Origin of the sequence: Bradyrhizobium sp. AZCC 2176 (assembly GCF_036924645.1) — a bacterium.
Classification (GTDB): Bacteria; Pseudomonadota; Alphaproteobacteria; order Rhizobiales; family Xanthobacteraceae; genus Bradyrhizobium.
Map to the genome: position 1 here is coordinate 3,618,935 of NZ_JAZHRX010000001.1, position 17,273 is coordinate 3,636,207.

15 protein-coding genes are annotated in these 17,273 nt (G+C 63.1%); 4 read left to right on the plus strand and 11 right to left on the minus strand.

The annotated features are described in order from the left end of the window. A complete protein-coding gene (locus V1288_RS16800) occupies positions 1 to 462 on the minus strand; it encodes a carboxymuconolactone decarboxylase family protein (protein WP_334358089.1) in 462 nt (153 codons plus the stop codon). Positions 463 to 590: 128 nt separating this feature from the next. Here V1288_RS16800 and V1288_RS16805 point away from each other — a divergent pair, with 128 nt between their 5' ends. Continuing rightward, positions 591 to 1,874 (plus strand): serine hydrolase domain-containing protein, encoded by a 1,284-nt coding sequence (locus V1288_RS16805; RefSeq protein ID WP_334358090.1) that lies wholly within the window; start codon positions 591 to 593, stop codon positions 1,872 to 1,874. Positions 1,875 to 1,904: 30 nt separating this feature from the next. Beyond that, positions 1,905 to 3,092, plus strand: a complete 1,188-nt coding sequence (locus V1288_RS16810; RefSeq protein ID WP_334358091.1) for an acyltransferase — start codon at positions 1,905 to 1,907, stop codon at positions 3,090 to 3,092. A gap of 214 nt (positions 3,093 to 3,306) precedes the next feature. On the opposite strand, the gene V1288_RS16815 is transcribed toward V1288_RS16810, so the two are convergent. From V1288_RS16815 to V1288_RS16830, 4 genes are all read right to left on the minus strand, one after another. Further along, positions 3,307 to 4,092: a fumarylacetoacetate hydrolase family protein gene (locus V1288_RS16815; RefSeq protein WP_334358092.1), complete on the minus strand. Its 786-nt coding sequence runs from the start codon at positions 4,090 to 4,092 to the stop codon at positions 3,307 to 3,309. Positions 4,093 to 4,103: 11 nt separating this feature from the next. Further along, a complete protein-coding gene (locus tag V1288_RS16820; protein ID WP_334358093.1) occupies positions 4,104 to 5,471 on the minus strand; it encodes an LLM class flavin-dependent oxidoreductase in 1,368 nt (455 codons plus the stop codon). A 30-nt stretch (positions 5,472 to 5,501) separates the two neighbouring features. After that, on the minus strand, positions 5,502 to 6,554 hold the full coding sequence (locus V1288_RS16825; protein WP_334358094.1) for an Ldh family oxidoreductase: 1,053 nt from the start codon (positions 6,552 to 6,554) through the stop codon (positions 5,502 to 5,504). Between the two features lie 143 nt (positions 6,555 to 6,697). Continuing rightward, positions 6,698 to 6,865 (minus strand): hypothetical protein, encoded by a 168-nt coding sequence (locus V1288_RS16830; protein ID WP_334358095.1) that lies wholly within the window; start codon positions 6,863 to 6,865, stop codon positions 6,698 to 6,700. A gap of 69 nt (positions 6,866 to 6,934) precedes the next feature. On the opposite strand from V1288_RS16830, the gene V1288_RS16835 reads away from it, so the two are divergent. Continuing rightward, entirely contained in the window at positions 6,935 to 11,023 is a 4,089-nt protein-coding gene (locus tag V1288_RS16835; protein WP_334358096.1) for a sensor domain-containing phosphodiesterase, read from the plus strand. Here the strand turns inward: V1288_RS16835 and V1288_RS16840 are convergent. From V1288_RS16840 to V1288_RS16850, 3 genes are all read right to left on the minus strand, one after another. Continuing rightward, positions 10,997 to 11,338 carry a hypothetical protein gene (locus V1288_RS16840; protein WP_334358097.1) on the minus strand — a complete coding sequence of 114 codons (342 nt, stop codon included), beginning with the start codon at positions 11,336 to 11,338 and terminating at the stop codon, positions 10,997 to 10,999. The genes V1288_RS16835 and V1288_RS16840 overlap by 27 nt on opposite strands. Positions 11,339 to 11,399: 61 nt before the next feature. Next, positions 11,400 to 11,639: a DUF2171 domain-containing protein gene (locus V1288_RS16845; RefSeq protein WP_334358098.1), complete on the minus strand. Its 240-nt coding sequence runs from the start codon at positions 11,637 to 11,639 to the stop codon at positions 11,400 to 11,402. 73 nt (positions 11,640 to 11,712) lie between these two features. Continuing rightward, positions 11,713 to 12,192: a cupin domain-containing protein gene (locus tag V1288_RS16850; RefSeq protein ID WP_334358099.1), complete on the minus strand. Its 480-nt coding sequence runs from the start codon at positions 12,190 to 12,192 to the stop codon at positions 11,713 to 11,715. 224 nt (positions 12,193 to 12,416) lie between these two features. Here V1288_RS16850 and V1288_RS16855 point away from each other — a divergent pair, with 224 nt between their 5' ends. Then, positions 12,417 to 13,019 (plus strand): 3-keto-disaccharide hydrolase, encoded by a 603-nt coding sequence (locus tag V1288_RS16855; protein WP_334358100.1) that lies wholly within the window; start codon positions 12,417 to 12,419, stop codon positions 13,017 to 13,019. A 33-nt stretch (positions 13,020 to 13,052) separates the two neighbouring features. On the opposite strand, the gene galE is transcribed toward V1288_RS16855, so the two are convergent. Genes galE through V1288_RS16870 form a run of 3 tightly spaced genes read right to left on the minus strand, consistent with a single transcriptional unit; the run spans position 13,053 to position 17,180 of the window. Further along, positions 13,053 to 14,063, minus strand: a complete 1,011-nt coding sequence (gene galE / locus V1288_RS16860) for a UDP-glucose 4-epimerase GalE (RefSeq protein WP_334358101.1) — start codon at positions 14,061 to 14,063, stop codon at positions 13,053 to 13,055. Next, on the minus strand, positions 14,060 to 14,884 hold the full coding sequence (locus V1288_RS16865; protein WP_334358102.1) for a WecB/TagA/CpsF family glycosyltransferase: 825 nt from the start codon (positions 14,882 to 14,884) through the stop codon (positions 14,060 to 14,062). The genes galE and V1288_RS16865 overlap by 4 nt, the downstream gene beginning before the upstream one ends. After that, on the minus strand, positions 14,877 to 17,180 hold the full coding sequence (locus V1288_RS16870) for an exopolysaccharide transport family protein (RefSeq protein WP_334358103.1): 2,304 nt from the start codon (positions 17,178 to 17,180) through the stop codon (positions 14,877 to 14,879). Before V1288_RS16870 ends, V1288_RS16865 begins: the two co-directional genes overlap by 8 nt. Positions 17,181 to 17,273: the final 93 nt, after the last annotated feature.

Here is a 17,273-nt window from a genome sequence, read left to right on the forward strand (position 1 = left end):
TTATGCCACCGCCGCTTTCGCCTTCACCGGATGTACCGCGCGAAAAGCGATCGCCAGCCGGTTCCAGGCATTGATGGCCCCGATCAGCATGGTCAGATTGACCGTCTCCGTCTCCGAGAAGTGGGCGCGCACGTCTGCGTAGAGATCGTCAGGCGCGTGGGTTTCGGCGATCAGCGTCAATGCCTCGGTCCATGCCAAGGCGGCCCGTTCGCGGTCAGTGTACAGCGGCGATTCGTGCCAGGCGTTCAACAGATACAGCCGCTGCTCGGTCTCACCCTGCTTGCGGGCGTCCTGGGTGTGCATGTTGATGCAATAAGCGCAGCCGTTGATCTGCGAGGCGCGCGTCTTCACCAGTTCGATCAGCGACTTTTCGAGGCCGGAGGCGACGATCTGGGCCTCCAGCGCGACGAGTGCCTTGATGGTGTCAGGCGCGGCCTGGTAGTAGTTCATCCGGGGCTTCATGTAATTCTCCTCTTACGTTTTCAATTTGAGGCCGAATGTCAGCGTATCCTGAGCTGAACGATAGTTACCATCTGGATCGATATTGCCAGATACAATAAAGTGATCCGACGCAACGGGGGAGGCGGCGGATGTTATCGCGCAAGTCGGTGTCGACAGGCCACTGTGCGCCGCCGCTGGTTGCGATGCTCGCATGGGTCTTGCTGAGCGTCCCACTGTCCGCGGCCCAATTCGGCCCACGGCCGAATGCGCCGTTGTCGGTGGAAAAGCTTTCGCGGATCGACAATTTTCTCAACGATCAGGTCGCGCAAAGTGAAATTCCGGGTGCCGTGGTCTTGATTCAGCGCCGCGGCAAACCGGTGTATTTCAAATGGTTCGGCAAGCGTGACGTCGATGCCGGCATCGACATGACGCTGGATACGATCTTTCCGCTGCATTCGCTCACCAAAACCGTGACCAGCTTTGCCGCGATGATGCTGATCGATCGTGGCGCGATCAAACTCGACGATCCCGTCAGCAAATACATTCCCTCTTTCGCCGGCATGAAGGTCGGTGTCGAGCGCAAGGATGAGTCCGGCATGGCCGTGCTCGATCTCGTGCCGTTGCGCCGGCCGGTAACGATCGAAGACCTGCTGCTGCATGCGTCGGGGATTACCTATGGTTTCTACGGGCCGCGGGGGCCGGTGAAGGCAGCGTATGACGGGATCTATCTCGGCGATTTCGACAATGCCGAATTTGCCGAGCGGATCGCAAAACTGCCGCTGGCAGAGCAGCCGCGCACGCTGTGGGATTACGGGCATTCCATCGATGTGCTCGGCCGCGTCATCGAAGTCGTCTCCGGCCAATCGCTGTACCAGTTCGAAAAGACGGAACTGTTCGACCCCCTGGGCATGACGACGACCAGGTTTTTCCTGACCGATCCGGCCGAGCGGTCGCGCTATGCGCAACCGCTGCGCAAGGATCGCCATACCGAGCGCAATTCGCTCGATGTCACCCGTTGGGAATCGGGCGGTGGGGGATTGGTCTCGACGGTCGCCGATCTTGCGCGCTTTGGGCAGATGCTGCTGAACGGCGGCGCGCTCGACGGCAGGACTTATCTCGCTCCCAAAACATTCGCGGACATGACGACCGATCACATCGGTCCGGGTTCGGGCGTCGAACGCAATTACTTCTATTTCCCGGGCGACGGTTTTGGGTTCGGCTATGGCTTCGGCGTCCGCACCGATCCTGGCAATGCGATGCCGCCGCCGCCGGGTTCGCCCGGCGAAATCAAATGGGACGGTGCCACCGGCGCCTATCTGGTGGTCGACCACGCGCAGGACATGTTCTTCGTCGTGCTGGAAAACGCGCCATCAGGCCGGCAGCATGTGCAGGTGAACGTCAAAAAACTGATTTACGACGCGTTCGAGAAATGACTGGGCGCAGGCTCGATGGGAAGTAACGAGATGCTGCGCAAGACCGATCGGAGCGACCGGATCGTCAAGGTGAGGGGGCGCATCGTCGCGCTGGACCGTGCCCGCACATTCATCACGCTGTTGGTCCTGATCCATCATTCCGTGGTCAACTATACCCATTTCGGCAGCGGCGACAAAATGCGCTGGCTGGGGTTCGACCTCGTCGTGCTGTTCAACGACAGTTTCTTCATGGCCTGCATGTTCCTGATCTCGGGCCTGTTCGTTCACGACAGCCTGATCCGCAGGGGGGCGGCGGACTTTCTGCGCAACCGTGCATGGCGGCTCGGCATCCCCTTTCTGATTTCGATCCTCTTTCTGATGCCGATTGCGTATTATCCGACCTTCCTGCGCTATCATCTGCCCGGCACCACTGATTTCAACTTCATTCATTTCTGGTGGCGCACGCTGACGGTTGGTCCCTGGCCGTCGGGTCCGGCATGGTTCTTGTGGGTGCTGCTGGCGTTCGACATCCTCGCCGCAGTTCTGCTGGCGCGGGCGCCGCGGATGCTGAAGATGTCCGGCCTGCTGGTCTTTTCGCTCCGCGACCGGCCGTGGACAGCGTTTACGGCCTTCCTCGTCGTTTCGGTCGTCATCTACGTGCCGATGCGGCTGGTCTTTGGCGATGCAAGCTGGCTGGAGCCCGGCGGCTATCCGCTGCCGATCCAGACCAGCCGGATTTTGCTCTATGGCGGCTATTTTCTGACCGGTGTCGGCATCGGCGCGGTCAGCCTTCGCTCCGGAATCCTGAGCGGGGAGGGGGCGCTGGCGCAGCGCTGGCCGCTCTGGCTTGCCCTTGCGTCGTTGTTCTACGGCGCGATTCTGCTGCTGGTCTATGCTCACCACAACTGGATTGCGGATGTCGATTCGCCGCCGCTATCCTGGCAGGCCGGCTATGGCCTTGCCTTTGCGCTGTTCAGCGCCGCGATGACGTTCACTGTGCTGTCCGTGTCGCTGGCCTTCGCCTCATCGCGCATGAAGCTGCTCGATGCCATGCGGCCATCTGCCTATGGCATCTTTCTCACGCACTATATCTTCATCATCTGGCTGCAATACGCGGTCTACGACTATTCATGGCCGGCCTTCGTCAAGTTCGCTTTCGTTTTCGGCGGCACGCTGGCGCTGAGCTGGGCGGTCACGTGGTTGCTGCGGAAAATTCCGATGGTGGCGCGGATGATCTAGAATGGATCCGTGCATCTGATGGGATTGGATCATGCAAGTTCGGCATAAAGGGGAAACGTCTGGCCGCGCTGTTCGTGCTTGCAACGGCCACGTTGCTTTCCGGCATGCCCGCCTTTGCCGCCTATCCGGACCGCGTCATCAGGATCATCGTTCCGCTTGCGCCGGGCGGCTTACCCAGTGCTGGTGCCCGTACCCGTCCTTGTTTCTGAGGACGTCAAACCTTCTCCCTTACAAACCTGTTCCGCAGCGTGCCGATCCCGGTGATGTCGATCTCGACGACGTCGCCAGCTTTCAGATTGGGCGAGGCGCCGTCGGTGCCCATCCAGATCACGTCGCCCGGCGACAGCGTGAAATACCTGGTGAGCTCGACGAGGAACGGCACGATGCCGAAGATCATGTCGTTGGTGCGGAAGCGGCCGGTCTCCTCGCCGTTGACCCGGATCACGGTTTCCATCTTGTCGAGATCGACTGATGTTTCGATCCACGGCCCCATCGGCTTGAAGGTGTCGGCGTTCTTGGAACGCCACAGGCTGCGGTCGGCTTTTTGCCAGCTGCGCTCGCTGACGTCGTTGCCGATGGTGTAGCCGAACACGCAATCCATCGCGTTGGCTTCGGTGAGGTGCTTTGCCCGCTTGCCGATCACGACCACGAGTTCGCCCTCGTAGTGAATCTTCTCGGTCGCGGTCGCCGGAATCACCACGTCCTCGTCGTGCGCGATCAGCGCGTTCTGGGCGCGATAGCCGATCTCGGGGCGATCGGGCACGTTGGGCACCGTGCCGGCCTTGTCGGCGGCCTCTTTCAGATGCTTGAGATAATTCAGTCCGACGCAATAGAAGGTGCGCGGGATCAGCGGCAGCTCGACCTTGACATCGTTCAGCGCATGCGACTGCGGCCCGCGCTGCCATTCGCCGAACGGATCGCCGTCGACGGCGATCACGCGCTCGCCCTCGACAATGCCCCAGGACGTTTTGCCGGCGGCGGTGAATTTCAACCAACGCATGTGGTTTCCTCTTATTCGGCCGCGGCCTGCGGGCTGGTTTTCCAGGCGCCGGCAGCAGGCCGCGCCAAGCCGAGATTCTCGCGCAGCGTCTTGCCGGCGTAATCCTTGTGAAACAGACCGCGGCGCTGCAATTCCGGCACGATGTGCTGGACGAAATCGGCATAGGAGCCCGGCACGATGGTAGCTGCGATGACAAAGCCGTCGCAGCCGCGCTCGACGAACATCTCCTCGAGCTTGTCCGCGATCTCTTTCGGGCCGCCGACGATCGCGTCCTGCACCTGGCCGCGGCCGGAGAAGGTGACGAAGTCTCGCGCGCTGGGATTGGTCTTGCCTGAATTCTTGAGCACGCCGTCGCGGATCCCCAGGATACCCTGCATGCTCTTGAGCTCTTCTGTTGTCAGCGGCTCGTCGAGCGGTTTTGACGCGAAGTCGTAGTTCAGGGCCTCCGCGAGCAGCGACAGCGCGTCGATCTGCAGCGGCAACTTGTTGATGACAGCCATCTTGTCCTCGGCCTCGGCCTTGGTTGCGCCGCAGACGGGCGTGGTGAGGTTGCAGAGGAACATCTGGTCGGGATCGCGGCCGGCTTTCGCCGCTTCGTTGCGGACCGCTGCATAGCCCTCCTTGGCAGCGGCCACGTTGCGCGCGGCGGTGAAGATCACCTCGCCCCATCGCCCCGCAAAGCGCTGGCCGCGGCCGGACGCGCCGGCCTGAATGATAACGGGATGGCCCTGCGCCGAGCGCGGCACGGTGAACGGACCGCGCGACTTGAAGAATTGGCCCTTGTGGTCGAGCCGCTTCACCTTGGACGGATCGGCGAAGCGGCCGCTCTTCTTGTCCATGATCAGCGAGCCGTCTTCCCAGGTGTCCCAATGGCCGAGCACGACTTCCATGAACTCGTCGGCGCGATCGTAGCGAAAGTCGTGTTCGAGATGGGCATCCTTGCCCATGTTGTGGGCCTCGCCGTCATTGAGCGAGGTGACGACATTCCAGCCTGCGCGTCCGCCGGACATCAGATCGAGAGTGGCGAAGCGGCGTGCGACGTCGAACGGCTCGTAGTAGGTGGTCGAGCAGGTCGACCCCAACCCGAGCTTTTCGGTGACCATGCCCATCGTGGTCAGCACGATCAGCGGGTCCATCTTCACGCAGCGGATGCCGTATTCGACGGTATGGGCGTGGTCGTTGCCATAGCGGTCCGGCATCGCCAGGCGGTCGTCGAAGAAGGCCATGTGAAACTTGCCGGCTTCGAGAATCCGGGCGATCTCCTGGTAGTAGTCGGCCGACATCGAATCGTCGCGCGATTCCGGATGCCGCCACGAACTCGGCAGATTGGTGCAGTTCTGCGCCTGCAGGAATCCCACCAGCGCCATTTGCCGCGTCATGCCGTTCTCCTTGTGGGCGTGGATTCGATTTCATTTCAGGTCGAGGTCAGTGGCGAGCTTGTAGTCGGTGGCGAGCGCCTTCAATTTGTCCCAGGTGGCGTCCTCGACCTCGATGCCGTCGCGCCGGCGCTGTTGTTCGCGGATGTGCTCGATCTCGCCGGGGTAGAACACGCCGGGCGAACCTTCGGACGGCGGCGTCGATTTCAAATAGCGCGCGAACTCGCCGACCTCCTTCTCGAAATCCTTCAGGGGACGGAAGGCGGCGACGTTGAACACCGCCATGAAGCATCCGTCGTTGTGACGGCCGGTCGGCTCGACGCCAAAGCCTAAGCCCGTGAGCAGGCCGCACAGCACCTCGACCATGGCGGCGAGGCCGCTTCCCTTGTAGCCCTCGCTGCCGCCTAGCGGCAGCAGCGCGCCGCCCTTGCGATACTGCGTGGGATCGGTGGTGTGCCGTCCTTCCGCGTCGATGATCCACCCCTGCGGGATCTGTTCGCCACGTGCGACCGAGAGCGCGATCTTGCCGGCCGCGACCGCCGAGGTCGCCATATCCAGATAGAACGGCGCCTCGAGATCCGATGGCACCGCGATCGAGATCGGATTGGTGCCGAGCCTCGCCTCGCGGCCGCCGAACGGAGCGACGTGTTTCGGCGAGCGGCCGGAATCGGCGGTGGCAATGCCGATCATGCCCGCCCGCATCGCCATCAGCGGGTAGGCGGCGAGCCGCCCGACATGGCTCTGCCGGAACACCGTGCAGGCGGCGACGTTAGCTGTTTTCGCCTTTTCGATCGTCAGTGCCATCGCCTTGGCATTGACGTGGAAGCCAAAACCCCAATGACCGTCGATCACCGTCGTAGTTGGCGATTCCTGGACGATGGTCCATTTGGCGCCGGGCACGATATGGCCGGCCTTGATGCGGTCGATATAGGTCGGGATCGCGATCACGCCGTGCGAGTCATGGCCGGCAAGGTTGGCGTTGACGCAGCCGACCGCTACCGCATCGGCTTCCTCCTCCGACGCGCCGGCGGCCTTGAGCAGCGCCGCGCCGATGCGCGTGAGACGGTCGGCCTGGACCATCGGCATGGGAATTTCCTCTACCTTCTGATGCCCGCGCGACCGGCGGGTCTTGCTTGGTGTCGGCATGCTCTCAAAGCGGCGGCGGCAGGGCAAGCGTGGAAATATCCTGTTAGCCATGCCGCCGGCACGGTCCTCGACGGCCCGGAATTTCATCCTGCAAAATTCGAAAATGCCTTCGGCAGGCCCGCATCGCGGCCGGTGCATGCCGGCGGTATGGCTGACAAATCGTGAAATGAACCGTAGTTCTCCTGTGCGTCGCTGGCCGTTGGTCCGACATTTACTCTGAATCGCAACTCCCGGTCGCCAATAACGGGCATTTAGGCCTCCTGCACGCATAAAATCCGCAAGGGGGCAGCCCGGCGCTGCCGGCAGGGAGCTTGGGGACGGTGAAGACCGATATCGCGCGCACGTTTGCGGCGTTGAATGCCACCAACGAAGCGATTCTGTATGCCAAATCACCCGACGAACTGTACGCAAAGGTCTGCGAAGCCGCGTTCTCGGTCGGCGACTTCCTGGCTGTGGCGGTCTTCCTGCTGGAGCCGGAGACCAACCTCCTGCGCTTCGCCGCCGGCTGTGGCGATGACGTTCCCAGGCTGCGCAGTATCGACATCTCCATCCTGGCCGGTACGCCCGAGGGATCTGGGGTTGCCGGGCAAGCCTTCCGTGACCAGCGAATATGCGTCAGTAACGATTTTCTGAACGACCAGCGTTCGCTGGCTTGGCGCGAGGGCGCCAAGGCCAACCAGGTAGGCGCGGCGGCGGCGCTGCCGCTGATCTGCAACGGCGAAAGGGTCGGCGTGCTGCTCGTTTCGCGACGTGAGGCGCATTCGATCGACGAGCGGCTCGTCTCGATGCTGGAGCGCGTGTCGGCCAACGTTTCATTTGCGCTCGACAATTTCGAACATGAGGCCGCGCGCAAGAACGGCGAGCGCGTGATGCGGCGGTTGAACCGGATGTTCGGCGCCATCAGCGCAACCAACGAAGCCATTCTGCGTGCCAAGACTGAACAGGATCTCTATCAGCGCGTTTGCGATGCGGCGGTATATAGCGGAAAATCCGCAGCTACGGTGGTCCTGCTGGCGGAGCTGGACTCGATCTGGTTGAAGCCGGTCGCAGGCACCGGCGCAATCGTCGAACAGATCATGCGGGCGCCGTTCTCGATCGACGCCGGCAATCCGTATGGAACGGGCGTCTGCGGCAGGGCATTCCGAACGCAGCAGCCGGCCATCAATAACGATATCCTCAACTCGACCCAGGGGCAGCCCTGGCATCAGGCCGCCCGCGAGACCGGCGTCACCGCCTGCGTGGCTGCTCCGCTGATCAAGGCCGACGAGAGCGTCGGCGTGTTGCTGTTCTTTGTTGGAAAGCTATGGGCGGAGGATGAAGAGATCGTCGCTCTGATGGCGCGGATCGCGGAGAACGTCTCGTTCGCGCTCGACAATTTCGATCGCGCCGGCGAAAAGGCCAGAGCCGACGCCCAGAAGGAACGGCTGACGCGCATGCTGGCGGCGCTCAGTGCGACCAACGAGGCGATCGTTCGCGCGACGTCGCGGACGGAGCTGTTCGAACTTGTGTGCGAAGCCGCCGCGAAGGGCGGCCGGTTCAACTCGACCAGCATTCTTCTGGCCCGATCGGACAGCGATTACACCGACCTGGTGGCCGTGGCGGGACCGACGGCCGAGAACATGCGCCGGGTGAAGGTATCGACCAACGCCGACCATCCGGAAGGACGCGGGCTGTGCGGCAACGCTTTCCGCTCCAGCCGAGCCTGCATCGCCAACGATTTGCGCGCTGACCCGCGTGGGTCGGCGTTTCAGCAATTCATCCACAGCGACGGCGCCATGTCGGGCGCGGCATTTCCGCTGCTGGTTTGCGGCCGGGCAGTTGGGGTCATGTTCTTCATTTCCTCCGAGAGGAATACCTTCACGCCCGAATTCGCCGAATTGCTGCAGCGGCTCACCGAGAACGTGTCGTTTGCGATCGCGACCTTCGATCGGGCCGACGAGAAGGCGAGAACCGAAAGCCAGAAGGAGCGCCTGACGCGGATGTTCGCGGCGCTGAGCGCAACCAACGAAGCCATCATGCGGGCCAAATCACGCAATGAACTTTTCGATCTGGTATGCGATGCCGCTGCGAACGGCGGCAGGTTTACCTCCACCACCATCGCATTGGCCGATTCCGGCAGCGACCTGCTCCGGATCGTCGCTGCCGCGGGCCCGGCTGCCGAGACGACGCGGCACGTCAGGTTGTCGGTGGATGAAGCCCGTCCCGAGGGCCGTGGGCTCAGCGGAACGGCATTCCGAACCCGGCGGCCCTGCATCACCAACGACTATGTGACCGACCAGCGCGTCGCCGCCTTCCAGGGCATCGTTGGTAGCTACGGGGCTCAGTCGGGCGCTGCCTTTCCTCTGCTGGTTCGCGGCGAGCCGGTCGGCGTCATGATTTACATGTCCCTGGACAAGGACACCTTCACCTCAGAGTTTTCGGAACTGCTGCAACGACTGGCCGACAATGTGTCGTTCGCGCTGGAGAATTTCGACCGCGCCGACGACAAGGCGCGGACCGAAGTCCAGAAAGAGCGCCTGACGCGCATGCTGGCGGCGCTGAGCTCAACCAACGAAGCGATCATCCGCGCCTGCTCTCGGGCCGAACTGTTCGAACTGGTGTGCGAAGCGGCGGCGAACGGCGGCAAGTTTACCTTGACCTCCATCGCGCTGATAAAGCCCGACAGCGAATATCTCGACGTCGTGGCTGCCGCCGGCCCGACCGCCTCGAGCGCGCGCCGGGCAACGATATCGAGCAGCGAGGCGCAGCCGGAGGGACGTGGGCTCTGTGGTTCGGCGATACGTTCGCAGCAGGCCTGCATCATCAACGATTACCTTGGTGATCCGCGCGCCGAGGCGTTTCACGCCACCGCGCGCAGCGATGGCACGAATTCCGGCGCTTCATTCCCCCTGTGGGTGCAGGGCCAGGTCGTCGGCGTGATGTCTTTCATGTCGCTCGAAAAGGACACGTTCACGCCCGAGTTCGCCGAACTGCTTCAGCGGCTCGTCGACAATGTGTCCTTTGCGCTGGAGAATTTCGGCCGTGCGGACGAAAAGACCAAGGCCGACGAGCGGATCGAATATCTGGCGTCGCATGACAGCCTGACCAACCTGCCGAACCGGGAAATGTTCAACGGCATGCTTCGCCGCGCGATCGATGCGGCCGCGCGCTACCAGCGGCAGTTCGCGCTGCTGTTCATCGATCTCGACAGGTTCAAGGTCATCAACGACTCGCTTGGACATGACGCGGGCGACATGCTGCTGGTGGAGATCGCCGGCCGGCTGCGCCGCGCGCTGCGTTCGAGCGATGTCGTGGCGCGGCTCGGCGGCGACGAGTTCGTGGTCATTCTGGAGGAGACCGCCGAGCGCCGCGAGGTCGAGCGTGTTTCCGGCGAGCTTCTCTCCGTGCTGAGCCAGCCGCTGCAGCTCAGCGGGCACGAATGCCACACCACCGCCTCGATCGGGATCGCGATGTATCCGTCCGACGGCACCGACATGCAGACGCTGACCAAGAACGCCGACATGGCGATGTATCTCGCCAAGGAAGACGGCAAGAACGGCTTCCGATTCTTTACCAAGGAGATCAAGACGCAGTCGATCGAGCGCCTGACGCTGGAGAGCGCCTTGCGCCGCGCGCTGGAGCGCGACCAGTTCTCGCTGCACTACCAGCCCAAGATCGACATGGCGAGCGGCCAGATCACCGGCGTCGAAGCGCTGCTGCGTTGGAATCATCCCGACCTCGGCACCGTATCGCCGGCGCAGTTCATCCCGCTGGCCGAGGAGACCGGACTGATCGTTCCGATCGGCCGCTGGGTGCTCAAGGAAGCCTGTGCGCAGAACATGGCCTGGCAGCGCCGCGGCCTGCGGCCGGTGACGATGGCGGTCAACCTGTCGCCGCGGCAATTTGCCGATCCGCATCTGCTGCACGATGTCGACGAGGCGCTGCTAGCAAGCGGCATGTCGCCGGTGCTGCTGCAGCTCGAAGTCACCGAAAGCATGGTGATGCGGAATGTGTCGCGCGCGATCAAGATACTCGACGCGATCCAGGCCCGCGGCATTCGCCTTGCGATCGACGATTTCGGTACCGGCTATTCGTCGATGTCGCTGATGAAGCAGTTCCCGATCGATACCATCAAGATCGATCGCTCCTTCGTTCGCGATTTGCCCGTCGATTCCGAGGACCAGGCCATTGCGCAGGCAATCATCAGCATGGGCAAGGCGCTTGGCATGACCGTCATCGCGGAGGGCGTCGAGACCGTGGAGCAGGAAACCTTCCTGCGCAACCACGCTTGCGACGAGATGCAGGGCTTTCTGTTCTCCAGGCCGTTGCCCGCCAAGCAAATGGCCGATCTGCTGCGCGCCGAACCGCGGCTCACCTCGCCGCCATTGCAGCCGGAACCCGGCTCAGGGTTGAAAGGCGCCATCGTCTGACGGCTGCGGATGCAGCTCGCGGACCGCCGGATCCGGAATTTCAGTCTTGCGGGGAAAGTCGTAAGGCCAGGGCAGGGACGTCTGCCCGGCGAAGGTCTTGAGGAAGACTTCCGCGCCTGCCGCATACGTCGCCTGATCGGGAAGTCCGAGCTCGGCGCACCATTCCGCCGGCAGGGATTGCGGCGTATTGCGCAACTCCATCGCCGGTCCCCACCACCACGCCGGGGCAGGTGATCGTTCGCCTTCGGGAACGGCATGCCAGCGAACGTATTCGCGGATCATGCGTTCAAATTGCAGTTGCGCCGCCGGATGCATTCAATCTCCTGACATCAGATGATATCCGCATCCGCGCGCCGCGCAAAGCGCGCCAGCCGGGCTACTGCCGGCCATGCTGCCAATGCGAGGTTACATCGGCACCGGACTTGTTGAGGTGGACATGCTGATCGACGTGGTCGACCCAGGACACCGGAATGAAGTGATGGTGCTCCCCGTCGGGCGAACTCTGCTTGGTCAGCTTGATCTTGTCGGTTCCTTCCATATGGTCGACCTTTCCGACCGTCTTCTTGTCCGACGAGATGACGTCCATGTGTTCCTTGATCTGTGCGCTAACAGCCATGTTTCATATCCTCAATTAATTGGAAACATGAAACGCGCCGCCGTTGAAATGGTTGCCAAGATGGTTGTCGCGGCTATTTCTCCTCTGCTGCAGTCGAGGTCGCCGGACCTTCGCCCATGATCAGGAGAACGGCGTCTTCATCCTTGGCACCGTCCCAATGCACCTGCTTGCCGAAATGCGTGACGAAACTGCCGGCCGGCATCGGCGTCGTGTTGGCCGGATCGAATTTCGGTCCCGAGCCAACCCACCACGTGCCCTGCAATACGACGATGTAGCGGTCGTTGGGATGGAAGTGCGGTCGGCTGAAATGATTGCCTTTGGTCCACTTGTTGTAGACCATGTAGAAGCCAGGCTTGGCCGGATCGCCGACGACAACAGCGCTTTGCGCGCCGGCTGCATTGACAGGGCCCCAGGGAATCTGGTCGGGCAGTTTGTAGATGACCGCGGCCGGATTGAGTTCCGCAGCAGCGCCGATCCCCGTCATCGTCGTGAGCGCGAGCAGCGTCATGAGGGATCGCCAGGGCCGTCTTGCAACCTGCTTTGCCACCTTCATGGATTCCTCCGTCGATCGCTCGTGGGCCGGAGCCCCTCCCTTGGGTTGCTGACATGCTAAACGGTCCTGTTCTTGCGGGACAATGCACCGCAATGCATGCGTGACCGGCGGCTGCGACACGCACGAGGCGTATGACGCAACTGCAGCATGAAAAACGGATTTACGCCGCGCGTCGCGGTGATAGGTTGCCGCCAACTAAAAGCAGCCATGGGAGGGCTACGTTCATGAAGCGTTTGTCGATACTTGCGGCCGGTTTGCTTGTCGGCGCCGCCGCACTTCAATTTTCCAGCGTGGCATCCGGTCAGAGCGATGGCTGGGTGACGCTCGTCGACGGCACCAGGATGGGCGACTGGACCGAGGTCGGCAAAGCCAATTGGGCGATGAAGGACGGCGCGCTGGTCGCGGACAAGATCACCGAGGGCAAGGACCCCTCCTATCTCGTCAGCAAGGAGTCCTACAAGGATTTCCAGATCAAGGCGGAGTTCTGGGCCGACGATGACGCCAACAGCGGCATCTTCATTCGCTGCGACCAGTCGGCCAAGATCGACGCCAAGATCTGCTACGAGGTCAACATTTTCGACAAGCGGCCGGATCCGACCTACGGCACCGGCGCGATCGTCGATGTGGCCAAGGTCGATCCGATGCCGAAAGTGGGCGGCAAATGGAATACCTACGAGATCACGGCCAAGGGCCCGCATCTCGTCGTCATGCTGAACGGCCAGAAAACGGTCGACGTCCAGGATTCAAAACACGCCAGCGGCCCGTTCGCGTTGCAATACGGATCGGGCGTGATCAAGTGGCGCAAGGTGCAGATCAAGCCGCTGTAGGTCGCTGAGCGCTCTCCTGCGAGGTTGCCCGCGTCACCCGCGAGCCGGTGTACCCGTCTTCAGCGGATGAGCCTTCCTGTGCCACGCCCAGGCGGTCCGGATGATCGTCGCCAAGTCCGAATGGGCGGGGCGGAAGTTCAATGTCGCGCGTGCGGCGGAGGGATCGGCGACGAGATAGGTCGGATCGCCTGATCGCCGCGGCTTGACGACGTGCGGGACTTCGCGGCCGGTCTCGGCCGCGATCGCGGCGAGGATTTCGCGCACCGAAAAGCCGTTGCCGGTGCCGAGATTGAACGCGCCGCCTGAATGTCCGTCGAGCAGCAGCTTGAGCGCCAGCACGTGGGCCGCTGCAAGATCGGTGACGTGAATGTAGTCGCGGATCGCCGTTCCGTCGGGCGTGTCGTAATCGTCGCCAAACACGGCGAAGTCAGGCACATGCCCCTGCAGCGCCATCATGGCGCGCGGGATGAGATGTGTCTCTACGTCACGCAGTTCGCCGATGCCGCCGGCGGGATCGGCGCCCGCGGCGTTGAAGTAGCGCAGCGCAAACGAGCCGAAGCCATAGGCTGCGCGATAGTCCGCCAGCACGCGCTCGATCATCCATTTCGAGGCACCATAGGGGTTGATCGGCGCGCACGGGTAGTCCTCGCGCAGCGCCTTGCTGTCGGCATTGCCATAGACGGCGCCGGTCGACGAAAACACCAGGCGATGGCAGCCGGCCTCGCGCATGGCTGCCAGCAGCGACAGCGTGCCGGCGAGATTGTTGACGTAATATTTCTGCGGATCGGCAACTGATTCGCCGACCAGGCTCGAGGCGGCGAAATGCATGACGGCCACGATGTCATGCTCGGCAAAGGTCCGTGCCAGCGTGGCCTTGTCGGCGATGTCGCCGACCACCAGCGCGCCCGCCGCGAAGCCGCGGTGGCCGGTCGAAAGGTTGTCGTAGGTGATGGGCTGATAGCCCGCCGTCTCCAACGCCCTGCAGCAGTGCGAGCCGATATAGCCGGCGCCGCCGGTGACGAGAATGGCTGGACGGCTGCTCATTGGTTCTGTGTCCCGCTGATGTCGGTCGAGCGGCTTCTGTTCAGCAACAGATAGAGCGCGCGCGGATTGGTGGTCAGATAGCGCCAGAACAGGCGGCGCGGCTCCAGCCAGATGCGCCACGCCCATTCGAGGCCGGCATGCTGCATCCACAGCGGCGCGCGGACGCGGCTACCCGAAAGGAAGTTGAACAGCCCGCCTGACGTCTTGATGACGCCGACCTTGGAAAGGGCGGGTGCATACTCCTCGACGAAAGCCTGTTCATAGGGAACGCCGAGCGCGACCCAGAGATAATCGGGCGCCAGCGCGTTGATTTCGGCGACCTTGGCACGCAGGGCCTCGCCCCGCAGAAAGCCGTGGCAGCGGCCGACGATCTTGAGGTCAGGATATTGCTTGCGAACGCTGGCGACTGCGGCGGCGTTCTCCGCCTCGTCCGCGCCCAGAATGTAGAAGGTCAGCCCGGCCGCTTGCGCCTTGCGGGCAACGGCGTGAAACAGGTCGGTGGTCGCGACGCGCTCGGGCAGCGGTGTCTTTGATTTGAACCGCGACACGGTCACCAGCGGTTGGCCGTCGGCATTGATCAGGTCGGCGGCGCGAAACAGCCGGTCGGTCATCGGTTCGGTCGAGCAGCGCGCCAGCACTTCGCCATTGGCCGAGGTCAGATAAAGCGGACGATTGACGCGGCGTTGCGGGAACACCATGTCGATCATGAAGTTCGCGGTCTGCTCGAGATCGAGCACGGCGAGCCGTAGCCCGCCCAATGTGATGCGGGGTATGCTTGCCGTGGCGGCTCGCCCGACGGGATTTGCGCGACGCTCACGCATATTGCTTGTCTCGCTGCGGGCTTGCGGCCGTCGGGTTGACTTCGCTGAGGACAACACCGACCAGCTTGTGCTCGTCCCCGCCGAGGGCTGCGATGATGTCTTCCATGCTATCGTTGATGTCGAGATGCACCGGGAGAATCGCAACGAGCCCCCCGGCGATATCGAGCAGTTTGCGGCCGGTCGGGCTCCAGGGCATCGCCGGCCCGTCGAGAATCACGAGGTCATAGCCGCCGGCGGAACGAGCCTGTGCAATCGCCTTTCGGATGGCATCACCGGCTTTCGCCTCAGTGACATTGGCGGCCGGCAGGATCGAAATTCCGTTGGCAGTCGGGATCGCGCGGGCGGCCTTGGCGGCGATGCCGAGCCAGCCGAAGCGGCTGGGCTCGCTCTTGGCCAAGTGGCTTACCTTGTCCGACAACGCGCGTTGCTCGAGGTCGGCATCGATCAGCAGCACCTTGGCGCCGTCACGCGCCGCGGCGAGCGCAATGTTCAGCGCGGCGATGCTGCGGTCCTGATCTGCTCGGGCGCCGATCACGGCCATCACGGGGGTGTCCGCGCCGGCGCGTCTGGCTAGCGCCGCGCGCATCTCGCGCAGGGTATTGAGGACGGTCATCAGCGGAAAGCCCGCACGCAGCGTTGGCCAGCCCAGCCGCGTGACGTCAGAGGTGCTATCCGTTGCGAGGATGCTGCCGAGCGTGCGTATCACGTCGGTTTCCTGCAGCCGCGTGATCAGCGGCTTTTCGATCAGGCTGACCGCAGGTTGCGGCTGAGGTGGAGCGGCAGCAGGCGGTTGCCTGGCCGCTTCGGGAGCAGCTGGCTCCTTCGGAGTTTCTGCCGGTGCTTTATCCCGTGGCTGAACAGGGTTCGTGCCCGACACCAAATGGTTGGCTGCAACGAACCAGCCGGCGGCCGCGAGCCCGCCAAAGACAAAGCCGATCATCGCAAGCAGGCTCATGGCCGGCGGGAAGGTCCGCCGCTGCGGCACGGTGGCCTCGCCGATGACGCGGGCGTTCGAGGTGTTCAGGCTTTCCTGCTCCTCGGTTTCGCGCGATCGCTTCAGGAACGACTGATAGACGTCGCGGCTTGCCTCCACCTCGCGTTCGAGTTCGCGCAGACGCACCGAGGCCTGGCTCATCTGGACGCTCTGGCGCTTCTGGGTTTCCAGCGCCTTGCCGAGCGAGGCTTCATAGTCGCGGGCCCTGACCAGGTCGTTCTTCGCGGCCTGTGCGAAGCGCTCGACCTCTTCGTTGATCGCGCGGCGCAGATCCTGCACCTGCTGTTCCATCTGGCGCAGCGCCGGATGACGCGGTCCCAGTTCGCTGTGCAATTCCGCCTGGCGCTTGCGTGCTTCGGCATATTGCGCGCGCAGATTGGCGATGGTCTGCGACTGCAGCGCCTCAGGGATGGCGCCGGCATCGCTTGACGCCTTGCGGCTGGCTTCGATCTGGTCGAGTTTGGCCTGCGCGTCGAGCGTTAGCGCCCGAGCGGCAGCAAGCCGCTGGTTGCTGGCGGAGAGCTGCTGGTCGCTGATCAGCGTGTCCTGGGTGCCGACGAAATTATTCTGCGCCTTGTAGACTGCGAGCGTGTTCTCGGCGTTGCGAAGCCGTTCCTGCAATTCCTTCAACCGGCCGGAAAGGTCGGTGGTTGCGCGCCGCGCGGCGGCAGCCTGCGACTGCTTGGATTCGGCGAGATAAGCCTTCGAGATCGCGTTGGCGAGCATCGCCGCCTTGGCCGGCTCATACGACCAGACGTCGATATCGACGATGAAGGTGCGGTCGGTCTTCTTGACGTTGATGTGACGATTGAGCGCTTCCAGCGCGCCCATCTGGATCTGCTTCTGCTGCTCGGCGGTGGGCCGCATCTCGATCCCGAACAGGCCGAGCAGCGATCCCAGAATGCCCTTCGAATCGCCGCCGCCGAACTCCGGATCCTTCTCCAGATGGGTGTCGCGGATCACCTGCAGCAGCACATTGTTCGAGGTGATCACGCGCGCCTGGCTCTCCACCACCATCGCGAGGCCGGACATATCCTGGGCGCGCGGCGTCAGTTCGCGATCGACCAACTGCAGTTCGCGGGGATCGACATAGAGCTGGGCGGAGGCGGTGTATTTCGGCGTCAGGCTCTTGCCGATCGCAACCGCGACGCAGGCGAAGATCAACGCCGCCGAGACGATCGCGACCTTCCGTTGCCACAGGAGCTGGGTCAGATCGAGCACGCTGAAGCCCGCCGGCGCGGCTGTCGCCGCGGGGCCGGCCTCGGGCTTTGCCCGGTCCATCGGCTGGTCATAGATAAGCATCGACCCCAGCTTTCATTCGAACTGCCGCACGCATCGGCTGAGGGGTTACTCTTCGGGTCACGCCACGGGCGCTGAAAAAAAGCGCTGAACAAA

Bases quoted from the DNA above. Each gene is read 5' to 3' on its own strand.
- V1288_RS16800 (WP_334358089.1), bottom strand. From the start codon at position 462: ATGAAGCCCCGGATGAACTACTACCAGGCCGCGCCTGACACCATCAAG.
- V1288_RS16805 (WP_334358090.1), top strand. From the start codon at position 591: ATGTTATCGCGCAAGTCGGTGTCGACAGGCCACTGTGCGCCGCCGCTG.
- V1288_RS16810 (WP_334358091.1), top strand. From the start codon at position 1,905: ATGCTGCGCAAGACCGATCGGAGCGACCGGATCGTCAAGGTGAGGGGG.
- V1288_RS16815 (WP_334358092.1), bottom strand. From the start codon at position 4,092: ATGCGTTGGTTGAAATTCACCGCCGCCGGCAAAACGTCCTGGGGCATT.
- V1288_RS16820 (WP_334358093.1), bottom strand. From the start codon at position 5,471: ATGACGCGGCAAATGGCGCTGGTGGGATTCCTGCAGGCGCAGAACTGC.
- V1288_RS16825 (WP_334358094.1), bottom strand. From the start codon at position 6,554: ATGCCGATGGTCCAGGCCGACCGTCTCACGCGCATCGGCGCGGCGCTG.
- V1288_RS16830 (WP_334358095.1), bottom strand. From the start codon at position 6,865: ATGCCCGTTATTGGCGACCGGGAGTTGCGATTCAGAGTAAATGTCGGA.
- V1288_RS16840 (WP_334358097.1), bottom strand. From the start codon at position 11,338: ATGCATCCGGCGGCGCAACTGCAATTTGAACGCATGATCCGCGAATAC.
- V1288_RS16845 (WP_334358098.1), bottom strand. From the start codon at position 11,639: ATGGCTGTTAGCGCACAGATCAAGGAACACATGGACGTCATCTCGTCG.
- V1288_RS16850 (WP_334358099.1), bottom strand. From the start codon at position 12,192: ATGAAGGTGGCAAAGCAGGTTGCAAGACGGCCCTGGCGATCCCTCATG.
- V1288_RS16855 (WP_334358100.1), top strand. From the start codon at position 12,417: ATGAAGCGTTTGTCGATACTTGCGGCCGGTTTGCTTGTCGGCGCCGCC.
- galE (WP_334358101.1), bottom strand. From the start codon at position 14,063: ATGAGCAGCCGTCCAGCCATTCTCGTCACCGGCGGCGCCGGCTATATC.
- V1288_RS16865 (WP_334358102.1), bottom strand. From the start codon at position 14,884: ATGCGTGAGCGTCGCGCAAATCCCGTCGGGCGAGCCGCCACGGCAAGC.
- V1288_RS16870 (WP_334358103.1), bottom strand. From the start codon at position 17,180: ATGCTTATCTATGACCAGCCGATGGACCGGGCAAAGCCCGAGGCCGGC.